Annotated in this window: 17 protein-coding genes and 2 tRNA genes; 8 read left to right on the forward strand and 11 right to left on the reverse strand. The window is 68.1% G+C overall.

The window, feature by feature from the left end; genetic code table 11:
• Position 1: 1 nt before the first annotated feature.
• Positions 2-859, reverse strand: coding sequence for a 3-keto-5-aminohexanoate cleavage protein (locus tag H6900_15780; GenBank protein MCC0074742.1), 858 nt, complete (start codon positions 857-859; stop codon positions 2-4).
• A gap of 93 nt (positions 860-952) precedes the next feature.
• Between H6900_15780 and H6900_15785 the strand changes: the two genes are divergently transcribed.
• The gene (locus H6900_15785; GenBank protein MCC0074743.1) at positions 953-1,573 is read left to right on the forward strand and encodes a TetR/AcrR family transcriptional regulator; all 621 of its coding nucleotides are present in this window, start codon (positions 953-955) and stop codon (positions 1,571-1,573) included.
• Positions 1,574-1,635: 62 nt separating this feature from the next.
• Positions 1,636-2,457: a CPBP family intramembrane metalloprotease gene (locus tag H6900_15790; protein ID MCC0074744.1), complete on the forward strand. Its 822-nt coding sequence runs from the start codon at positions 1,636-1,638 to the stop codon at positions 2,455-2,457.
• 23 nt (positions 2,458-2,480) lie between these two features.
• Here H6900_15790 and H6900_15795 read toward each other — a convergent pair.
• Together H6900_15795 and H6900_15800 are read right to left on the reverse strand one after the other, a co-directional pair.
• Positions 2,481-2,566, reverse strand: a tRNA-Leu gene (locus H6900_15795).
• A gap of 32 nt (positions 2,567-2,598) precedes the next feature.
• Complete coding sequence (locus H6900_15800) at positions 2,599-4,545, reverse strand: acetoacetate--CoA ligase (protein ID MCC0074745.1); 1,947 nt, start codon at positions 4,543-4,545, stop codon at positions 2,599-2,601.
• A 167-nt stretch (positions 4,546-4,712) separates the two neighbouring features.
• Here H6900_15800 and H6900_15805 point away from each other — a divergent pair, with 167 nt between their 5' ends.
• On the forward strand, positions 4,713-6,356 hold the full coding sequence (locus tag H6900_15805; protein ID MCC0074746.1) for a fatty-acid--CoA ligase: 1,644 nt from the start codon (positions 4,713-4,715) through the stop codon (positions 6,354-6,356).
• A gap of 277 nt (positions 6,357-6,633) precedes the next feature.
• Here the strand turns inward: H6900_15805 and H6900_15810 are convergent, their stop codons facing one another.
• From H6900_15810 to H6900_15820, 3 genes are all read right to left on the reverse strand, one after another.
• On the reverse strand, positions 6,634-8,163 hold the full coding sequence (locus H6900_15810; GenBank protein ID MCC0074747.1) for a Hint domain-containing protein: 1,530 nt from the start codon (positions 8,161-8,163) through the stop codon (positions 6,634-6,636).
• A gap of 612 nt (positions 8,164-8,775) precedes the next feature.
• Positions 8,776-9,285, reverse strand: coding sequence for a DUF4405 domain-containing protein (locus tag H6900_15815; protein MCC0074748.1), 510 nt, complete (start codon positions 9,283-9,285; stop codon positions 8,776-8,778).
• An 83-nt stretch (positions 9,286-9,368) separates the two neighbouring features.
• A complete protein-coding gene (locus tag H6900_15820) occupies positions 9,369-10,688 on the reverse strand; it encodes an aminomethyl transferase family protein (protein ID MCC0074749.1) in 1,320 nt (439 codons plus the stop codon).
• A 151-nt stretch (positions 10,689-10,839) separates the two neighbouring features.
• On the opposite strand from H6900_15820, the gene H6900_15825 reads away from it, so the two are divergent.
• Positions 10,840-12,021, forward strand: a complete 1,182-nt coding sequence (locus H6900_15825) for a LysR family transcriptional regulator (GenBank protein ID MCC0074750.1) — start codon at positions 10,840-10,842, stop codon at positions 12,019-12,021.
• On the opposite strand, the gene dinB is transcribed toward H6900_15825, so the two are convergent.
• Both dinB and H6900_15835 read right to left on the reverse strand, forming a co-directional pair.
• The gene (gene dinB / locus H6900_15830) at positions 12,007-13,113 is read right to left on the reverse strand and encodes a DNA polymerase IV (GenBank protein ID MCC0074751.1); all 1,107 of its coding nucleotides are present in this window, start codon (positions 13,111-13,113) and stop codon (positions 12,007-12,009) included. The genes H6900_15825 and dinB overlap by 15 nt on opposite strands.
• Before the next feature lie 88 nt (positions 13,114-13,201).
• A tRNA-Leu gene (locus H6900_15835) sits at positions 13,202-13,287 on the reverse strand.
• Positions 13,288-13,393: 106 nt separating this feature from the next.
• Here H6900_15835 and H6900_15840 point away from each other — a divergent pair.
• A complete protein-coding gene (locus tag H6900_15840; protein ID MCC0074752.1) occupies positions 13,394-13,972 on the forward strand; it encodes a DedA family protein in 579 nt (192 codons plus the stop codon).
• On the forward strand, positions 13,969-14,433 hold the full coding sequence (locus H6900_15845) for a disulfide bond formation protein B (GenBank protein ID MCC0074753.1): 465 nt from the start codon (positions 13,969-13,971) through the stop codon (positions 14,431-14,433). The genes H6900_15840 and H6900_15845 overlap by 4 nt, the downstream gene beginning before the upstream one ends.
• On the opposite strand, the gene H6900_15850 is transcribed toward H6900_15845, so the two are convergent.
• The 3 genes from H6900_15850 to H6900_15860 form a co-directional block, all read right to left on the reverse strand.
• Positions 14,421-15,071, reverse strand: a complete 651-nt coding sequence (locus H6900_15850) for a GNAT family N-acetyltransferase (protein ID MCC0074754.1) — start codon at positions 15,069-15,071, stop codon at positions 14,421-14,423. The two genes, H6900_15845 and H6900_15850, sit on opposite strands and share 13 nt — an antisense overlap.
• Before the next feature lie 207 nt (positions 15,072-15,278).
• On the reverse strand, positions 15,279-17,060 hold the full coding sequence (gene aspS / locus H6900_15855; protein MCC0074755.1) for an aspartate--tRNA ligase: 1,782 nt from the start codon (positions 17,058-17,060) through the stop codon (positions 15,279-15,281).
• 80 nt (positions 17,061-17,140) lie between these two features.
• Entirely contained in the window at positions 17,141-17,989 is an 849-nt protein-coding gene (locus tag H6900_15860) for an AAA family ATPase (protein MCC0074756.1), read from the reverse strand.
• Between the two features lie 479 nt (positions 17,990-18,468).
• Here H6900_15860 and H6900_15865 point away from each other — a divergent pair, with 479 nt between their 5' ends.
• Positions 18,469-19,221, forward strand: coding sequence for a sugar transferase (locus H6900_15865; protein ID MCC0074757.1), 753 nt, complete (start codon positions 18,469-18,471; stop codon positions 19,219-19,221).
• A 56-nt stretch (positions 19,222-19,277) separates the two neighbouring features.
• Positions 19,278-19,946: a rhomboid family intramembrane serine protease gene (locus tag H6900_15870; GenBank protein ID MCC0074758.1), complete on the forward strand. Its 669-nt coding sequence runs from the start codon at positions 19,278-19,280 to the stop codon at positions 19,944-19,946.
• Positions 19,947-19,956: the final 10 nt, after the last annotated feature.

Genomic DNA, 19,956 nt, shown 5'->3' on the forward strand with positions numbered 1-19,956 from the left:
CTCATGCCAGCCCCCAGATCGCCCGCGCCTCATCGGCCGAGGCCACGCCGCGCCCCGCCTCGTGCGCGATGCGTGCCAGCGCCCCCACCAGAGCCCCGTTGCCGGGCGCGCGCGCGCCGTCCGGCATGTAGAACGTGTCCTCGACCCCGGTGCGCAAATGGCCGCCCAGTTCGGCGACCCGCGCGTGAACCGGCCAGATCTCGGTCCGGCCGATCAGCGTGGCCTGCCAGGTCGCGCCCGCGGGCAGGTAGCGCACCAGCACATCCAGCAGCGCGACGTCGGCCGGCATCCCCGACGCCACCCCCATCACCAGATTGACCTGCGGACGCGACACCATGCCGACCTCGGCGAACATGCCGACCGAGCGCACGATGCCGGTGTCGAAGCACTCGAACTCGGGTCGGGTGCCGACCTCGTTCATTGCCGCGACGATCTCGGCCACTTTCTCGACCGGGTTGTCGAACAGCATTGGCGGCCAGGCCCAGCCGCCGCCCGAGCGGGTCTTCAGGTAATTGAGCGAACCGGCGTTGCAAGCGGCGATTTCCGGCCGACCGGCACGGATGCAGGCGATGGGGCCCGACTGATCGCGTCCGACGGTGCCGGTGGTGAAGTTCAGGATCACGCCCGGACAGGCGCCGCGGATGGCCTCGGCGATCTCGACCGCCAGCGCGGGGTCCCAACTGGGCAAATGCCCGCGCCCCGCCCCCTGCTGGCGGAAATGCACGTGCATGCAGGCCGCGCCCGCGTCCCAGGCCTCGTGCGCCGAGGCCGCCAGTTCCTCGGGCGTCACCGGCACGGGGTGTTCGCGCGGGTCGGTCAGAACGCCGGTCAGCGCGCAGGTGATGATGGCTTTCGACATGCGGTCCTCCAGTTTGGGCAAAGCGTAGCGCCGGCCGGGAAACCAAGCAAGTGCTTGCTTGTTTTCCGCCGCGTCACCGCTTAGCGTGCCGCCATGAGCACGCCCCTGTTCGATCCCGACAACGCCCGCGACCGGCTGCTGGCCGGCGCCGCGCGGCTGTTTCACGTCAAGGGGTATGCCGCCACCACCGTGCGCGCGATCGGCGCCGAGGTCGGCATCCTCTCGGGCAGCCTGTTCCACCACGTCCGCAGCAAGGAAGACTTGCTCTTTCAGGTCATGGAACGGGTGATCGGCGCGATGCTGCGCGATCTGGGGCAAGCCCTGGCCACCGCCGCGGGCCCGCGTGACCGCCTGCGCGCGCTTGTGCATGTCGAACTGGCCTATCTCCACGGACCGGCGGCGGACGCAACGGCGGTTCTGTTCCACGAATGGCGCGCCCTGTCCGAGGACCGCCGCGCGGTGCTGCTGGCTGGGCGCGACGCCTATTTCGCCCGCTGGCACCAGGTCCTGACCGAGGCCCGCTCGCGGGGCCTGATCCACGCCGAACCGGCCGCGGCCCGCCAGCTTCTGCACGGCGCGCTGGCCTGGACCAGCTACTGGTTCCGCCCGGACGGCCCGATGGACCTGGACGGGCTGACGGATCAGGTGATGGCGATGATCGCGCCGCCGCCCGCCCTCGCCCCCGCCCGCGCGCCCAACCCGCCGGTTTCTTGACAGGCCGCACCGAGGCGGCGCAGGCTGTCCACCTGCGCCGGGGGGGGGAACACGCGACCGCCATGACCGATCCGCCGAAACCACCCGCGCCCTGGGCCGCCTCTGGCCGCCACGACGGCCGGCCGCCCCCTTTGGGCGCGACACTGGTGTTGCTGGTCTTGTGGATGACCCTGACCGCGCTGGGGGTCATGCCGGTGGACCTGGCCGCCCAAAGCCCGCTGGGGGCGCTGGGGCAACCGCCCATTCCCCAGGTGCTGGCGCTGGTGCTGATGCTAGGGGCGATCGGCGTTTTCGGCTGGCGCGGGATCGGGCTGGGGCGCGCCGTCCCGGGCACCGCCCGGCTGATGTGGCTGCCGTGGCTTTATCTGCCGCTGTTCGCGCTGGCGATGCTGGCGGCGGGCGGCGCGCCGCCGCTGGCCGTGCTGTTGCCGATGGCGCTGGTCATGCTGCTGGTCGCGCTGTCCGAGGAGCTGATGTTTCGCGGCCTGCTCTATCCCGCGTTGCGCCAGCGGCTTCGCGTCTGGCCCGCGATCTGGACGAGTTCCGCGTTGTTCGGCGCGGTGCATCTGCTGAACGCGCTGCGTCACGGCGACTGGGCGGCCTCGGGCACGCAGGCGGTGACGGCGACCGGCACCGGGCTGCTGCTGATAGCCCTGCGGCTGCGGCGCGGGTCGATCTGGCCGGCGGTTCTCTATCACATGCTGTGGAACATCGGCGTCTTCGGCATGGCCGCGAACACACCCGAGGGGCCCTTGACCGCGCCGCTTCCCCCGACCGAACCCGCGACGCTGATCTTGCCCGCGCTGCTGGTCGTGCCGAACGTCGTCTACGCGCTGTTCCTGCTCAGGCGGGCCCGAGACGGCGACCTGCCCGGCGACCGATAGGGCCCGCGCGATCCCTTCGGGGGTGGTAGCCGCTGTGGGACTCGAACCCACACGCCCCAAAGGGCAACGGATTTTAAGTCCGGTCTGTCTACCATTCCAGCAAGCGGCCCCCGAACCGTCATAGCAGCCCCGCGCGCGGGCTCAAGCCCGTTCCCGGGACCAGCGGACATACCAGTCGAAACAGCCCGGATTCGCCATGGAATCGCGGTTCACCACCGTCGCGGGATCGCCACCCAGAAGCAGCTTCTTCACCGGCACCTCCAGCTTCTTGCCGGACAGGGTGCGCGGGATCTCGGGGGCGGCAACGATCGCGTCGGGCATGAAGCGCGGCGAGACCTGGGTGCGGATCGCCTGCCGGATCGCATCGCGCAGCGCGTCGTCCAGCACGACCCCGGCGGCGGGCACCACGAACAGCGGCATGAAGCTGTCGCGCCCCAGATACTCGCAATCCACGACGAGCGAATCGGCGACGGCCTCCAACCCCTCGACCGCGCGATAGATCTCGGACGAGCCCAGCCTGAGACCGTGGCGGTTGATCGTCGCATCCGAACGCCCGTAGATCACCGCGCCCCCGCCCGAGGTGATCTCGATCCAGTCGCCATGGCGCCAGACCCCGGGGAAGGTGTCGAAATAGCTGTCGATGTAGCGGGCATTCCCGGGATCGTTCCAGAAACGAAGCGGCATCGCGGGCAGCGGCTCGGTGCAGACCAGCTCGCCCACGGTGTCGAAGACCTCGACCCCGGCTTCATCGTAGGCGCGCACCGCGTTGCCCAGGAACCGGCACTGCATCTCGCCGGCCCGCACCGGCAGCATCGGATTGCCGCCGACAAAGGCCCCGGCCAGATCGGTGCCGCCGGACAAGGGCGCAAGCCACAGGTCCGACTTGACCGAGGCATAGATCCAGTCATAGCCCTCGGGGCTGAGCGGCGAACCGGTGGAGCCCAGATGCCTGAGCGCGGACAGGTCCAGCGTGCGCGGCTCGATCCCGGCCTTCAGGCAGGTCTGAAAAAAGGCCGCCCCCGCGCCCAGATGCGTCAGGCGCTCGGTCGCGGCCATGCGCCACAGCGCCATCAGGTCGGGATACGCGGGCGCGCTGTCGAACAGCACCACAGCCGCGCCGTTCATCAGGGCGAAGAACTGCGTGTTCCACATGATCCAGCCCGACGAGGTGAGCCAGCAATAGCGCGACCGGGCGTCCAGATCCATGTGCAGGGCGCATTTCGCGCATTCCAGCAAGATGCCGCCCTGGCCATGCACGATCGGTTTCGGATTGCCCGTCGTGCCCGAGGAATAGACGATCCACAGAGGCTGATCGAAGGGCACGTCCACGGGGGCGACGCGCGCCGCGCCGCGCAGGCTGTCCCATGGGGCCCACCCCGGCGCCAGACCGTTCAGACCGGGCACCATGACGCGGTGCTGCAACCCGGGCAATGCGGCCGCGATGCCCTCGATCTGCGCGCGCTTGTCCACGGGCTTTCCCGCCAGCAGATAGCTGTCCTGCGCGATCAGCACCTTGGGGTCGATCTGCCGGAACCGGTCCAGAACCGCCGTATCGCCCATGTCGGGCGCCGCCAGCGACCAGATCGCGCCCAGGCTCACGGTCGCCAGGAACGCGATCATCGCCTCGGTCGTGTTGGGCAGGATGGCGACCACCCGGTCCCCCGGCCCCACCCCCAGCGCCCTGAGACCGGCCGCAACCTGCCCCACCCGGTCCGCCAGCGCCGCCCAGGTCAGGCTCTGGCGGCCAAAGGTCTCGGAGACCAGCACCAGCGCCTCGTCGTCGGGGCGCGTCGCGGCGTGGGACAGGACCTGCGCGGCCAGGTTCACGCGCGCCCCGGGAAACCAGTCCGCCCCCGGCATGGCACGCCGCCCCAGCACCACGTCCCGATCGTGCACCTGCAACCCGAAAAAGTCGATGATCGAGGTCCAGAACCCTTCGAGATCGGCCACCGACCACGCCCACAGCGCCTGGTAATCGGCGAACGCCAGGCCCCGCTCCTGTTCGAGCCAGCGCATGTAGGCGGCCATGCGGGTCGCGGCGGCGCGTTCGGGCGTCGGCGCCCAGAGGATGGGCCTGGGATCGGGCATGGTCGTGTCTCCTCCTCGCTCGGTCACGCAATTGGTCGCGCGGAACGCAACGTCATGCAAGCGCCCGCGGTCGTGACGCAGGGTCACGGACCCGGCACCAGCATGCCGGCGCGCTTGACCGCTCACGCCGTTGCGCTAGGCATAGACCCATCCAGAGGAGGACAGACATGCTTGGCCAGATGATGAACCAGCCGCTGCTGATCAGCAGCCTGCTGACCCACGCCGAACGCCATCACGGCAACCGCGAGATCGTCTCGCGCCGGGTCGAAGGGGACCTCCATCGCTACACCTATCGCGACCTTGCCCGGCGCGCGCGGCAGATGGCAAATGCGCTCGAAACGCTGGGGATCGCCGCGACCCAGCGGGTCGGCACGCTGGCGTGGAACGGCTACCGGCACATGGAACTCTATTACGCCGCGTCGGGTGCCGGCATGGTGTTGCACACGCTGAACCCGCGTCTGCACCCCGATCAACTGTTGTGGATCGCCGACAATGCGGGCGACCAGGCGATCTTTTTCGATGCCACCTTCCTGCCCCTGATCGAAGCCACGGCCGCGCGCTATGCCACGGTCAAGCACTTCGTGCTGATGGGTGACCGCAACCTGATGCCCGCCCAGACCGGCATCCCGAACCTGCTCTGCTACGAGGACCTGATCGACGCCGCGTCGGACCGCTACACCTGGCCCCAGCTCGACGAGAACCAGGCGTCGTCGCTGTGCTATACCTCGGGCACGACGGGCAACCCCAAGGGCGTGCTCTACGCGCACCGCTCGACCGTGCTGCACGCGTTTGCCTCGATCGCGCCGGATGCGCTGAACCTGAGTTCGCGCGACGCGATCCTGCCGGTGGTGCCGATGTTCCACGTCAACGCCTGGGGCCTGCCCTACGCCGCCTGCATGGTTGGCGCAAAGGTGGTCTTCCCGGGCCCGGCGATGGACGGCAAGTCGCTGCACGACCTGTTCGAAAACGAGGGCGTCACCGTCTCGGCCGGGGTTCCGACCGTCTGGCAGGGACTGCTGGCCCATACCGAGGCGAACGGCCTCACCTTCAGCACCATGAAGCGCACCGTGATCGGCGGTTCGGCCTGCCCGCCCGCGATGCTGAAGATGTTCGAGGACCGCCACAACGTGCAGGTGCTGCACGCCTGGGGCATGACGGAAATGTCGCCGCTTGGCACCGTGTGCACCCTCAAGGGCGGGCAAGAGGACCTGACCGCCGCCGAGAAATTCACCGTTCAGTCCAAACAGGGGCGGGCGATCTTCGGCGTCGACATGAAGATCGTCGACGCGGATGGCGTGGAACTGCCCTGGGATGGCAAGACCTCGGGCGAACTGCTGGTGCGCGGGCCCTGGATCCTGGACAGCTACTTCAATCGCCACGGCGAGGACACGCTGCGCTTCGACGCCGCCGGGCTGGGCTGGTTCCCCACGGGCGACGTATCGACCATCGACCCCGACGGCTTCATGCAGATCACCGATCGCACCAAGGACGTGATCAAGTCGGGCGGCGAATGGATCTCGTCGATCGACCTGGAAAACATCGCCATGGGCCACCCGGCGGTGGCGATGGCGGCCTGCATCGCGGCAAAACATCCCAAATGGGACGAACGCCCGCTGCTGATCGTGATGAAAAAGCCCGGCGCCGAAACCAGCAAAGAGGACATTCTGGCCTATTTCGACGGCAAGATCGCCAAATGGTGGCTGCCGGACGACGTCGTCTTCGTCGATGCGATTCCGCTGGGGGCGACCGGCAAGATGCAGAAAAACAAGCTGCGCGAGGACTTCAAGGATTATGTCCTTCCGACCGCGTGATCAGGCCGAGGGGGGGGGCGTCGCGCCCCCTCTTTTCCGCGCGGCTCCCCCGCCCGGAGCGATCGTTCCAGAACGAAGGGGGCCGTTAACGCGGCGTTAACCCTGCCCCCGCGCCGCGCCCCTTCTTTGTGCCGGAAATATCCTCGGGGGTTCCAAGGGGGTGGAAAACCCCCTTGGCCCGCAGCCGCCACGGGCGGGCGGTCCCGGAACCGCGCGGCGCCAACGCCAGGGGCCGCCCCTGACGGGACGGCCCCTCGTTGCGGCGACCGGGACGCGATCAGGCCGCGAACAGCACCTTCGCCTCGGCCCCCGACAGCACCGGGCGCGCCGCGGCAAAGCCCTGGCGGCCGGCCTCGGTGCCCAGCGCCGGGAACAGGCCCAGCAACTCCTCGCGGGTCGCCGTGTCCAGCGCGTTCAGCACCGCCTCGGCCGGCTGGAAGCTTTCGCTCCAGGCGCCCTCGGCGCGGATGATCTCGTGCGAGTCGCACATCACGTGGATGTAGCTGACCGGCCCGACCGCGTCCTGCTGCACGCCCGGCAGGCCCAGCAGATCGGCGGCCGCCACCAGCACCTCGCGCTCGCCGAACATCAGCTCGGCGCGGGCGCCGGTGATCAGCATCCGGTGGCGCGGCGAGACGACGAGGTCGCGCTCGGGCAGGCCGCGGCCCAGCGCCCCGGCGGCGATCCGCACCGGCGCCACCGCCGGGCAGCGGGCGACCTCGGCCGCGCTGAGATCGCGCCGTCCGGTCCAGGCCAGCGGCTGGTAGCCGTTGTCGCGGGTCAGCACCCGGTCACCCGGTTGCAGGTCCTCGACCGCCACGAGGCCGCGCATCGTGTCGATCCGCATTCCCGGCGTAAAGCACAGGATTTCCTCGAAATTCTCAAAATACATCCGGCTGCCGTCGGGGAAATCGACATAGCCCGACTTGGTCGTCGCACCCGGGAAACCGGTGCCGGTATAGGGCGTTTCCGAGGTCACCGTGACCACCGGCGCGGGATCGCCTGGCGCGCCCACCGGCAGGTCCAGCGTGTCGAACCCGTCCGAACCGTTCACCGTCCCCGTGGTCGAGGTCAGAACCTGCACCGTGTCGTCGCCCGAGCCGAGGTCGGTGCGCTCGATTTCCGCGAAGTTGATGGTCGCGGCCCCGTCCGAGATGGTGCCCATCTCGTCGCCGGTCAGAATCACGTTCAGATCCGAGGTGACATAGGACCCGTCGATCGTGTCACCGCCCACTTCGCCGGTCTCGCCGCCGACAATCTCGTGGTTGCCGAACGCGTCGTAGATCTCGAAGATGTCGTCGCCCGAGCCGCCCCAGGCGGTGTCGTTGCCCGAGCTGAGCATCAGCGTGTCGTTGCCGTAAGCGGCCTCGGGCTGGTCTTCGGGCGACAGGCCGCCGTGGTCGCCAGGGTTGTTGTCGCCGATGAGCAGGTCGTTGCCCGGCCCGCCGATCAGCAGGTCGTTGCCGCCGCCGCCGATCAGCTTGTCGTCGCCGTCGTTGCCGTAGAGCGTGTCCTCGCCCAGGTCGCCCCAGAGCGTGTCGTTGTCGGCGCCACCGCCCATCAGGTCGTTGCCGTCGCCGCCGAACAGCCAGTCGTCGCCGGCACCGCCGCCCACCGTATCGTCGCCGTAGCCGGCATAGACGGTATCGTTGCCACCGCCCGCGTCGATGGCCGAACCGTCGTTACCGACCGTGTCGCCGTCGGCATCGGTATCGCCCGAGCGGATCACTTCGCCGGCGGCTGTCCCGTCGAAGATGTTCGACAGAAGGGGGTCGGGGATTTGCGGATTGTCGTCTCTCGGCGGCATCGCGTTGTCTCCTTTTGGCCTGAAACCGGCCTTCTTGAACCATGCACCGGCCCTTGCCGGTCTTGACGGACTGACCGCCGTAGTGATGGAATGCTGAACACAAGTGGACGATCCAGGCGTTTGCCAAGATCTGGTCACAATCGGCGTTTCGCAAGAAACCCTTGGCAGCACCCCTTCCGGACCACCCCCATGGCCCGGCAGCCTTTTCAGGCCACAGATGATTATATCTGATCGGCGGCGAATCCCAAAGAAAATCAACGATCGGTTAACGAAAGCCGGGCTCAGGGCGGAATCTCGTGCGTGCCGGCGCTGATGCTGTTTCCTGTTCGGAAACCGTGCACGTCGCATTTTCGCCGCATTCTTGCCAACTCGACGCCCGGAAACGGCCATTTCGCCGCCCCGACAGGCAAACGACCGCGCCGGCCCCCGGGATTGTTCGACCGGCTTCACCAAAGGCTCGGGCGCCCCGGTCGCCCCGCCACCCGCGTCCGGTGTTTCCGGTTCCGTCCGGAATCCGGGGCAATCGCCGAATTGTCGAGAGATTGGAAACAGCGGTGATTCGCGGTCCCCGGCGCGCGATTCGCCGCGCCGGCCGGGGATGGGGTGCGCGGATCAGCGCCCGGCGGCCAGCACCGTCGCCATGACCTGACCCGTGCTGACACCGTTCTGCGTGGCGATCTGGGCCAGCGTAGTCTCGCCCGTGCCGGCATCCAGACCCGAGGCCGCGAGTTGCCCTTGCAGCGTCGCCAGCGGCAGGTTCAGGGCGGCGGCGGCGGCGTCCAGCCTGGTGCCCATCATCCGTTCGGCAAAGGCGAATTGCGGCGGGCGCCCGCCGGTCGCGCCGTCGCCCGACCCGACCGGCACGACAAACAGCGCGGCGGCGGCGGTCGAGGCGGCCAGCGCGATCCACAGCGGCGCACGCTTCAGATAGCACAGCATCGGGCGCCAGTTCTTCCACAGGTGCAGCACGAAGGGCACGATCAGCACCATGCTGAGCCATTCGTGCATCCCGTGGAACCAGCCGCTGCCCCAGTGCAGGAACAGCGCGACACCGGAGATGAGCGATACGAGGAACAGCCCCGTGACAAGCGGGGTGGCGTAGCGATTGATGAAGGTCTGCATGATCGGCTCCGGGACTGGGTTTGCGTCCTCCCGAAAGGTTGAACGTGACAGAAGCGGACCTCCGTCGCGTTGCACACCGAAAATCAGCCCTGTGCGCGGTAGCCCAACCGCGAGGCCTCGTGGATCGGCCAGGGGTGGACCTCGGCGCCGATCTCGATCTGGACGTGCCGCTCGACATGGGGTTTGCCGGACCCGCCGTTCGCCTCGCCCCACAGGATCGACAGTTTCGTCCCCTGGGCGGCCAGATCGGCCCGCACCATCGCCAGCGAAATCCAGGCACGTTCGTTGGCGGAATAGCTGGGATAGGTGGACAGGCCCACCATTTCGCCATTCAACAGCACCTGGTCATAGGGATGCGCGGTGTAGTTGCCGGTCGGCATCTCCATCACCTTGGGCGCGGGGAAGTCCTCCATCATGCCGGCAAAGATCTTCAGCACGTCAGCCTTGTCCCAGACCAGCGTCACCTTCACCCGGTGCGGCCCGTCCGCCATCCGTTCCAGTGCCTCGCGACCGATGAACGCGTGGTCGAAGCGGACCACGCGCTGATAATCCAGGTCCCAGGGCGTCAGGTAATAGGCGGCCACGTCCTCGGGTTCGAACGAACCGCCGACCGAGGTCGTGGCCTCGAAACTGGTCGCGGGCAACCAGTCGCGGTAAGCCTGCATCGCATCGCCCGAGTAGATCGCCGGCAGGGGCGAGGGAATCCAGCCCGATTCCATCGCCGCCGTGGCATAGGCGCGCGCGCCCGCACGCAGCATTCCGTAGTGCGCGCCGACCTCCATCAGGCGGTCATAGACCTGTTGCCCCTGCTCATAGGGTCCCCACAGTTCCAACCCCTGCGCGCCCCCCATGCCGTGCGACAGCGTGCGCGCCTTGCAGCCCGCGACCGTGATCTCGCCCATGTTGAAGAATTTGGTGGTCAGGGGGCCGCCCTCGTTCACCGCGTTCAGGATCTCCAGCGCGCGGGGGCCCTGCACCTCGTAGCGATAGAGCTTGCGCGGCTTGTCGGGGTTTTCCAGGCTGCGGATGTCGAATTCGGTCGTGACGTCCAGTCCCGAGATCTCGGCCTGATAGGCGACCCAGTTGCAGACCGGGGGCCGGCCGATCAGCAGCGCCTCGTCATCCTCGAGGCCGAAGCAGATCACGTCGCCGATGACGTATCCGTCGGGGTTGCAGCAAACCAGTTGCTTGGCCTTGTTGCGCCCCCAGGTGGCGAAGCTGTTGACACCGACCCGTTCGAGCAGCGCCTTGACCTGCGGGCCGCGCACATAAAGGTCGGTCATGTGATAGGACTGGTTCAGCAGCACCGCGCCGTGGCGCCAGGCGCGCGCTTCCTCGATCCAGTTCGTATAGGCGGCGGGAATGGGAAAGGCGTAGGCGCCACTGGCGGCATTTTGCAACATCCGGGCGGCGGTGCCGTGGGCGCGGATGCGGTCGGACAGGGATTGGGCGGTCATGATCTCTCCTCCAGGCTTGGGGACAGGCTGGCAGAGCCGATCGCGCCTGTCATATGCCAAGATTGAATAGCACCGTGCGTTTTGCTTATATTGCGCCATGCCGCTGACCGCCCGCGAAACCCGCGCCATCCGCGCCCTGGCCGACCATCGCCGCCTGTCCGCCGCCGCCGAGGCGCTGGGCGTCAGCCCGTCGGCCTTGTCGCGCGCCCTGTCCGAGAGCGAGGCGCGCCTGGGCGCGACGCTGTTCCAGCGCGGCTGGACCGGCGCCGAGCCGACCGCGCAGGGGGACATCGTCGTCGGCCAGTGCCAGCGCATTCTCACCGACATCGAGCGGGTCGAGCGCGAGGACCTGGGCGCGCGCCACCCGCGCCTGACCGCCTATGTCCGCTGGCGCCACCTGCGGGTGCTGACGGCGGTGGTCACATGCGGCAGCGCCACGGCGGCGGCGCGTTCGCTGGGGATGCGCCAGCCCGCGGTCAGCCAGGCGCTGCGCGATCTGGCGGGCTTTGTTCCGGTGCCGCTGTTCGTCCGGCGCAGCGCCGGGCTGGACGCCTTGCCCGCGGCGCTGGCGCTGGCCGCACTGTGGGCCCGGATCGAGGCCGAACTGCGCGCCCTGCCCGCCCTTCTGGCGGACGCCGCGCGCGGGTTGTCTGGCCGGGTCGCGGTCGGCATGATGCCGTTTTCGGCACAACCGGCGGTGATGGCGGCCTTTGGCACGCTCACCCGCGCGCACCCGAATCTGCGCCTTCTGGGCGTCCCGGGCAATTACACCGCCCTGACCGAGGCCCTGCGCCGTCGCGAGATCGACCTGATCCTGGGCCTGCTGCGCCAACCGGCGCCGGTCCCCGGCTTTGTCGAGACCCGCCTGGGAACCGAACGCTACACCTTGATCGCCCGGCGTGACCACCCGATCCACGCCGCCCCCGTGACGATCGAGACGCTGGCCCGGCAACGTTGGGTCGTGGCGCCGCACGGCACGCCGTTGCGGCGCTACTTTGACACGGTGTTTCGCCGGATGGGCGCGGTTCCCCCGGCGCAAAGCTATGAAATCTGGTCCTTTTCCGATGCCGAACAGATGATTGTGGACAGCGATTCGCTGGCGCTGCTGTCCTATTCGCGCGATCGTCTGGATCGGTTGCGCCCCGATCTGCGCGCGGTCGCGTTCGATCTGCCGGATGCCGCCGTCGCCATGGGCGCGACCCGCCTTGGCGATGCCCCGCCGTCGCCCGCCGTCGCGGCCTTTCTGGCCGCGCTCGCGGATCGGCTACCACAGGGATAGCTGGCGCGCGCCAGTCGGGGGCTCGCCCTCGTCGCCGGACAGGCTGGACAGGGTCACCCCCAGCAGGCGGATCCCCTGCGGCGTGGGAAACAACGGATCGAGCAGCGCCTGCGCCAGCGTCTGGAATTCGGCCTCGGCGCCCAATGGCACGGAGAGGGTGCGGCTGCGGGTGATCTGCCGGAAATCCGCATATTTCACCTTCAGCACCACGGTGCGCGCGCGCAGCGTCTTGCGCGCGGCCAGGGCCCAGACCTTGGTCACCAGCGTCGAAACCTCGGCGCGGGCGCGCGCAAGGTCGTGGATATCTTCCAGAAACGTATCCTCGGATCCCAGCGACTTGCGCTCGCGGTGCGGCTGCACGGGGCGGGTGTCGATGCCGCGTGCGATGCGGTGATACCAGCCCCCTGCCTTGCCGAAATGCGCGGTCAGGAACGCGGGGGTCTGGGCGCGCAGATCGGCCCCTGTGCGCAGGCCCAGACGCTCCATCCGGGCGGCGGTCGCGGGGCCGACACCGTGAAACCGCGCGACCGGCAGCGCGGCGATGAAATCGGCCCCCTGTCGCGGGGTGATGACCGCCTGGCCATTCGGCTTGTTCAGGTCCGACGCCAGCTTGGCCAGAAATTTGCAATAGCTCACCCCGGCCGAGGCGTTGAGCCCCGTCACCGCCTTGATTCGCGCGCGGATCACCTGCGCCAGTTCGGTCGCCGAGGCCACGCCCTGCTTGTTCTCGGTCACGTCGAGATAGGCCTCGTCCAGCGACAGCGGCTCGATCAGATCGGTGTGTTCGGCAAAGATGTCGTGGATCTGCCGCGAGACCGCGCGATAGACCTCGAACCGGGGCGGCACGAAGACCAGGTCGGCACATTTGCGCCGCGCCGTGACCGACGGCATGGCCGAGCGCACGCCAAAGGCCCGAGCCTCGTAGCTGGCGGCGGCGACGACGCCCCTGGGCCCGGCGCCCCCCACCGCGACAGGCCGCCCGCGCAACGCCGGATCGTCGCGCTGTTCGACCGAGGCATAGAAGGCATCCATATCGACATGGATGATCTTGCGTCGAAACGTGTCGCGGTCGGCGGTGTCGGTGCTGTCCATGCCCAAGGCCCCGGGTCGATGCCGGCACGATAGCGGCCCGCGGCGGGCATGGAAAGAACAAAGGGGGAATTCGCCCCGGAAAGCGACGTGGTGCCCGAGGCGAGATTCGAACTCGCACACCCGTTAGGGCGGAGGATTTTGAATCCCCTGCGTCTACCGTTCCGCCACTCGGGCCACCTGAGGCCGGATTATCCTGCCCGACGCGCGCGGTCAACGGGGGATGGCCTTGACGCGCCATCGCGGCTGGGGCAATCCGGCCCGACACGCCGATGGAGCCGCCATGCTGCGCAGACTCTATGACTGGACCCTCTCGCTGGCCGCCCACCCAAGGGCGCTCTGGGCGCTGGCCGTGGTCGCCTTCATCGAGGCGTCGGTCTTTCCGATTCCGCCCGATGTGCTGATGATCCCGATGATCATCGCCGCGCCGAAACGCGCCTTCCGCATCGCCACCGTGGCCACGGCCGCCTCGGTGCTGGGCGGGCTTGTGGGCTATGCGATCGGCTGGGGGCTGTTCGAAAGCGTCGGCCGCCCGGTGCTCGAGTTCTACGGCAAGGGCGACTATTTCGACGCCTTCGCGCAGCGCTACAACGCCTGGGGCGCCTGGATGGTGCTGATCGCGGGGCTGACCCCCTTCCCCTTCAAGGTCATCACCATCCTGTCGGGTGCGACGCAACTGTCGCTGCCGGTCTTTGTCGTCGCCAGCGTGCTGGCGCGGGCGGGGCGGTTCTTCCTGGTGGCGGGGCTGCTCTACGCCTTTGGCGCACCCATTCGTGATTTCATCGAACGGTATCTGGGGTTGCTGACGGCGCTGTTCATCGCTCTATTGCTGGGCGGTTTCCTGGCGGTGAGGTTCCTGTGAGAGATTGGTCCCTGGCATCCCTGGCGGGACTTGGTTCGGCGGCGATGCTGGCCGGGGCGCTGTTCTTTCAGTATGTGGTCGGCCTGGCGCCCTGCGAGCTGTGCATCCTGCAACGCTGGCCGCATCTCGCGGCCTTCGTGCTGGGGGTCGTCGTCTGGTTCTTCCCGGCCGTCTGGATCATGGCCCTGGGGGCGATCGCGGCGGCCACGGCCAGCGGCCTGGGCGTCTACCACACCGGGGTCGAGCGCGGCTGGTGGCAGGGTCCGACCACCTGTTCGGGCGCCGGCGACATCACCCAACTGACGCCGCAGCAACTGCTGGACCAGATCCTGGCCGCGCCTGTCGTGCGCTGCACCGACGTCGCCTGGGAGATGTTCGGCCTGTCCATGGCCAGCTGGAACGCGATCCTGTCGCTGGGGCTGGTCGGGCTCTGGCTGCTGGCGATGCGTCAGCGCGGCTGAAGCACGGGGTCGCGCGCCGCAAGCAGGCCGTCGGTCAGCGCCGCCAGGCTTTGCCGCTGCTGCCCCGCGCTGTCGAAATTCGCCGGGTCCAGCCAGGTCTCGAAAGCCGCTTGCAAGGCCGGCCACTCGCGGTCGATCGCGGCAAACCAGGCGGTGTCGCGATTGCGCCCCTTCACCACCCCCGCTTGCCGGAAAATGCCCTCATAGCTCAGCCCGAACCGCTGCGCGGCGCGGCGCGAGGGCATGTTGGCGGCGTCGCATTTCCATTCGAACCGCCGATAGCCGGCCTCGAAACTCCACGCCATCAGGCGATAGACAGCCTCGGTCGCCTCGCGGGTGCGCTGCAACCGCGGCGCAAAGGTCAGCCAACCGGTCTCGGCCGACCCCGCGCGCGGGTCGATTCGCATCAGGCTCAGGGTGCCGCCCAACCGCCCGTCCTGCATCCGCACCGCATAATGCAACGGGTCCCACCCCAGCCGCGCCGAATCGAGCCAGCCCAGATACTCCGACAGGGTCCGATGAGGCCCGGCCGGCAGCCAGCGCCACATCGCCCCCTCGCCGTCCTCCTCGAACGCCTCGAACAGGCCCGCCGCGTGTTCGCGCGACAAGGGCTCCAGCGTCACATAGCGACCGGCGATCGCCTGCCGCGACGGCAGTTGCGGCGCCACCCATTGGCTCAGATCAGACACGGTTCATCCCCTCGCTTTACGCCCGCAGCACACACGATCCCCGGACCCGAGGCAAGCCCCGCCTATCATCTTGTTCCAAATACGCAGGGGGATTTTCAAGGGGGGCCTGCCCCCCTTGAAGCGGGGGTGCGGGGGCGGCAGCCCCCGCCGCCTCGCTCACTTCTCGACCGGCAGAACCCTCAGACGCAGCTCGCGCAGCTGTTCGTTCGTGGGCTCGGAGGGCGCACCCATCATCAGGTCCTCGGCGCGCTGGTTCATGGGGAACATGATGACCTCGCGAATGTTCGCCGTGTCGGCCAGCAGCATCACGATCCGGTCGATCCCCGCCGCGCAGCCGCCATGCGGAGGCGCGCCATACTGGAAAGCCTTGACCATGCCGCCGAACCGCTTCTCGACCTCGCTGGCCGGGTAGCCCGCCAGCTCGAACGCCTTGAACATGATCTCGGGCTTGTGGTTGCGGATCGCGCCCGAGACCAGTTCATAGCCGTTGCACGCCAGGTCATACTGATAGCCCAGCACCGTCAGCGGATCGCCCTGCAGCGCCGCCATGCCGCCCTGCGGCATCGAGAACGGGTTGTGCGAAAAGTCGATCTTGCCGGTTTCCGGGTCCTTTTCATACATCGGGAAATCGACGATCCAGGCGAATTTGAACACGCCCTCGTCGGTCAGGCCCAGTTCGCGGCCGATCTCGTTGCGCGCGCGGCCCGCGACGGCCTCGAAGGCCTCGGGCTTGCCGCCCAGGAAAAACGCCGCGTCGCCCTCGCCCAGGCCCAGTTGCAGGCGGATCGCCTCGGTGCGTTCGGGGCCGATGTTCTTGGCCAGCGGACCGGCCGCTTCCATGCTGCCGTCGTCGCCCTTGCGCCAGAAGATATACCCCATCCCCGGCAGGCCCTGTTGCTGGGCAAAAGCGTTCATCCGGTCGCAGAACTTGCGGCTGCCGCCGGTCGGCGCGGGGATCGCGCGGATCTCGGTGCCTTCGTTTTCCAGCAGTTTCGCAAAGATCGCAAAGCCCGAGCCCGCGAAATGCTCGCTCACGACCTGCATCCTGATCGGGTTGCGCAGGTCGGGCTTGTCCGAGCCATACCACAGCATCGAATCGCGATAGGCGATCAGCGGCCAGTCCGGATCCACCCGGCGCCCGCCGCCGAATTCCTCGAACACGCCCTGGATCACCGGCTGCACGGCGGCAAAGACGTCCTGCTGCTCGACAAAGCTCATTTCCACGTCGAGCTGGTAGAAATCGGTGGGCGAGCGGTCGGCGCGCGGGTCCTCGTCACGGAAGCAGGGCGCGATCTGGAAATAGCGGTCGAAGCCCGCCACCATGATGAGCTGCTTGAACTGCTGGGGCGCCTGCGGCAGCGCGTAGAACTTGCCCGGATGCAGCCGCGAGGGCACCAGGAAGTCGCGCGCGCCTTCCGGGCTGGAGGCGGTGATGATCGGCGTCTGAAACTCGTTGAAACCTGCGTTCCACATGCGGTTGCGCAAGGACCGCACCACGTTCGAACGCAGCATCATGTTCTGATGCAGCGTGTCGCGGCGCAGATCGAGGAAACGATAGGTCAGGCGCGTTTCCTCGGGATAGTCGGGCTCGCCGAACACCGGCAGCGGCAATTCGCCCGCCTCGCCCAGAACGCGCAGGTCGCGCACATAGACCTCGATCGCGCCGGTCGGGATCTTGGGGTTGACCAGCGCCGCGTCGCGCGCCTTGACCGTGCCGTCGATCGACACGACCCATTCCGCGCGGACCTTCTCCAGCGCCTTGAACGCGGGGCTGTCGCTGTCGGCCAGCACCTGGGTGACGCCGTAATGGTCGCGCAGGTCGATGAACAGCACGCCGCCGTGGTCGCGCACCCGGTGGACCCAGCCCGCCAGGCGGACGGTCTGGCCGACATGCGCTGTGTTGAGATCGGCGCAGGTGTGGCTGCGATAGGCGTGCATCACGGGACTCCGGGGCATGGGCTTTGGACTGCCCGGATACACAGCGTTGCCGGGGCGAAGTCAAGCCCGGCGCCCCCTGCTCAGCCCTCGGGCGGGTCGGAAACGCCAAAGAACACGCCGTCGCGCAGCACGCAGGCCACGGTCTCGCGCTTGACCATGGTCGCGCCCTCGGCAAAGGCGTAGGTCAGCGCCAGGTCGCACAGCTGGTTGATCAGCCGCGGCACCCCGCCGGTCGCCTGGTGCACCAGGTCGGCGGCCTGCCGGCTGAAGATGTTGGGATTGCCCCCCGCCTGCCGGATGCGCGAGGCGATATAGCCCCCGGTCGCCGCCGCATCCAGTTTCGGCAGGTGATAGCTGGCCGCCACGCGCTGCGCGAACTGGATCAGGTCGGCGCGGCGCACCATCGCGCGCAGCTCGGGTTGGCCGACCAGCAGCAGTTGCAACACCTCGTCGCGCCCGGCGTTGATGTTGGTCAACATGCGCAGGTCTTCCAGCGCGTCGCGGTTGAGGTTCTGAGCCTCGTCGATGACCAGCAACACGCGGTTTCCCTTGCGGTGTTCGTCCAGAAGAAAGGTCTGGATCACCGCGAACAGATCGGCACTGTCGCCACCCGCGGGCACATCGAGGCCCAGCGCCGCGCAGACCCGGCGCAGCACGTCGTTGACGCCCGGCCTCGCGTTCGAGATCATGCCGATCGTCACCGCGTCGTCCATCGTGTCGATGAAATGGTGCAGCAAGGTGGTCTTGCCCGCGCCGATCTCGCCTGTCAGCAGGGTGATCGGCGCGCGCGTGCTCAGCCCGTAATCCAGCATCGCATAGGCACCCCGGTGTTCGGGCGACCAGAACAGGAACTCGGGATCGGGCGCCAGCGCGAAGGGTCGTTCGCGCAGCCCGAAATGGTCCAAGTAGTAATTCAGTGCCTGTGCCATGCCCGATCCGGTTGGTCGTGCGCCCCTCGCCCCCAGAAGGGGACCCGGAGGCGTTCTCTCGAGGGTGATATAGGGCAAGTTTGACCACAATACCAAATTCTCGCGGCGGTTTCTGGGCGGTTTTGCGCGGACGGCCCCGGATGGTGATTCGCAGGGCGCACCACCCAGGGGTGATTGATTGCCAATCTTTCCCTCTTGACGTGTTTTCCGTGGTTTGCGCGATCCGACCCGCATCGCGGCATCGTTCGCAGTCCGGGAACGAACCCGCGCTTTTTCCCCGTTGATTGCATCCCGCATTGCGATACGCACAAAGTGAGCGCGGTTCCATTTCGGAAACAGAATGTTTATGGCCAATTTGCGGCAATCTTGCCTCAATTTGGTTCTTCCAAGGCCGGAAAAAGGCTAAACCGTGTTCAAAGTCAGTCGGTTCGTCGCCTGGGGGGGCGTCTGCCGAAACCGGAAACCATGTGGGTGCTGCCATGACCCTGCATTACCGCGCGCTCCCCGATCCGACCGGGGTTGTTCTCGGCCCTTTGCCAGCGACCGCTACCGCCCCCATCGTGGTCCCGGTGCCGGTCTGGTCCGACCTGCGGCTCGCACCCGTGCCGCTGCCGGCGTTGCACGGCGGCTACGCGCGGCTGGGCAAACGCCTGCTGGACCTGGCGCTGGGCGGGCTGGCCGCGTTCCTGGCGGCGCCGGTGCTGCTGGTGCTGGCGCTGGCGTTGTGGATCGAAAGCGGCAACCCCTTTTACACGCAAGAGCGGCTGGGCCTGAACGGCCGCCGGTTCCGCATGTTCAAGCTGCGCACCATGGTGCATCACGCCGACTCCAAGCTGGCGGCGTGTCTGGAGGCCGACCCCGAGCTGCGCCGCGAATGGGACCTGACGCAAAAGCTGAAGCGCGACCCGCGCATCACGCCCTTGGGCAGGCTGCTGCGCAAGACATCGCTCGATGAACTGCCGCAGGTGCTGAACGTGCTGAAGGGCGACATGAGCCTGGTCGGCCCGCGCCCGATGCTGCCCGAACAATTGCCGCTGTATCAACACCCCGGCGCCTATCTGGGCCTGCGTCCGGGCATCACCGGCCTGTGGCAGGTGACGGCGCGCAACGAGACCAGCTTTGCGCTGCGCGCCGCGCTGGACCTGCGCTATGCGCAGCGGCTGACCTTCGGCTTTGACCTGCGGATCATCGTGGCCACGGTGGGTTCGGTCTGCCACGCGACCGGGTATTGACCGGCGACCGCGCGTCCCCCCTTGCATCCGCGGGGTGGCGCTGCCATCCCTGAGCCATGAACACCCGTCTTCGCCCCCTGCCCCTGTCCGGTCGTCCTGCGCCCGTGGTCCTGGCCATCGCCGGACTCTGCGCCGGGCTCGAAATCGTTTTCACCCTCGCCGATCTGGCCGGCTACAGCGACATCCGCCGCGCGGCGATCATCTACGGCGCATTCTGGCCGCAACTGTTGGGCGACTGGCAGCCGGTCTTTCCGGGGCAGCGTGTCAGCATGTTCCTGAGCTACGCGCTGCTGCACGGCAGCTTTCTGCACATGCTGTTCAACATGCTGATCCTGCTGCACCTGGGGCGCGAGACGGTGATGCGCCTGGGACAGGCGGGGTTCGTGCTGGTCTTTGCGCTGTGCGCAATCGGCGGCGGCGCCGGGTTCGCCCTGCTGAACGGCGGTTCGGCGCCGATGCTGGGGGCCTCGGGCGCGGTGTTCGGGTTGTTCGGCACGACGATCTTCTGGGACGTGCAGCGGCGCCGCGCGGTCGGCGCGTCGCTGAGCGATCCCGCCAGGATGGTCGGCGGACTGGTGCTGATGAACGTGGTGCTGTGGCTGATGGCGGGCGGAATGCTCGCCTGGGAGGCACATCTGGGCGGTTTTCTGACCGGTGCCCTTCTGGCGCGCATCGTCACGCCCACGCCGTTCCACCGGCACCGCAATCGGGCGCAGCGGCATTGACAGAATCGTG

The organism is Rhodobacter sp., assembly GCA_020637515.1.
Lineage (GTDB): Bacteria > Pseudomonadota > Alphaproteobacteria > Rhodobacterales > Rhodobacteraceae > Pararhodobacter.

What these genes read in the sequence shown, in the direction of transcription:
- H6900_15780 (MCC0074742.1), bottom strand. Translation starts at nt 859, where the DNA reads ATGTCGAAAGCCATCATCACCTGCGCGCTGACCGGCGTTCTGACCGAC.
- H6900_15785 (MCC0074743.1), top strand. Translation starts at nt 953, where the DNA reads ATGAGCACGCCCCTGTTCGATCCCGACAACGCCCGCGACCGGCTGCTG.
- H6900_15790 (MCC0074744.1), top strand. Translation starts at nt 1,636, where the DNA reads ATGACCGATCCGCCGAAACCACCCGCGCCCTGGGCCGCCTCTGGCCGC.
- H6900_15800 (MCC0074745.1), bottom strand. Translation starts at nt 4,545, where the DNA reads ATGCCCGATCCCAGGCCCATCCTCTGGGCGCCGACGCCCGAACGCGCC.
- H6900_15805 (MCC0074746.1), top strand. Translation starts at nt 4,713, where the DNA reads ATGCTTGGCCAGATGATGAACCAGCCGCTGCTGATCAGCAGCCTGCTG.
- H6900_15810 (MCC0074747.1), bottom strand. Translation starts at nt 8,163, where the DNA reads ATGCCGCCGAGAGACGACAATCCGCAAATCCCCGACCCCCTTCTGTCG.
- H6900_15815 (MCC0074748.1), bottom strand. Translation starts at nt 9,285, where the DNA reads ATGCAGACCTTCATCAATCGCTACGCCACCCCGCTTGTCACGGGGCTG.
- H6900_15820 (MCC0074749.1), bottom strand. Translation starts at nt 10,688, where the DNA reads ATGTTGCAAAATGCCGCCAGTGGCGCCTACGCCTTTCCCATTCCCGCC.
- H6900_15825 (MCC0074750.1), top strand. Translation starts at nt 10,840, where the DNA reads ATGCCGCTGACCGCCCGCGAAACCCGCGCCATCCGCGCCCTGGCCGAC.
- dinB (MCC0074751.1), bottom strand. Translation starts at nt 13,113, where the DNA reads ATGGACAGCACCGACACCGCCGACCGCGACACGTTTCGACGCAAGATC.
- H6900_15840 (MCC0074752.1), top strand. Translation starts at nt 13,394, where the DNA reads ATGCTGCGCAGACTCTATGACTGGACCCTCTCGCTGGCCGCCCACCCA.
- aspS (MCC0074755.1), bottom strand. Translation starts at nt 17,060, where the DNA reads ATGCACGCCTATCGCAGCCACACCTGCGCCGATCTCAACACAGCGCAT.
- H6900_15860 (MCC0074756.1), bottom strand. Translation starts at nt 17,989, where the DNA reads ATGGCACAGGCACTGAATTACTACTTGGACCATTTCGGGCTGCGCGAA.
- H6900_15865 (MCC0074757.1), top strand. Translation starts at nt 18,469, where the DNA reads ATGACCCTGCATTACCGCGCGCTCCCCGATCCGACCGGGGTTGTTCTC.
- H6900_15870 (MCC0074758.1), top strand. Translation starts at nt 19,278, where the DNA reads ATGAACACCCGTCTTCGCCCCCTGCCCCTGTCCGGTCGTCCTGCGCCC.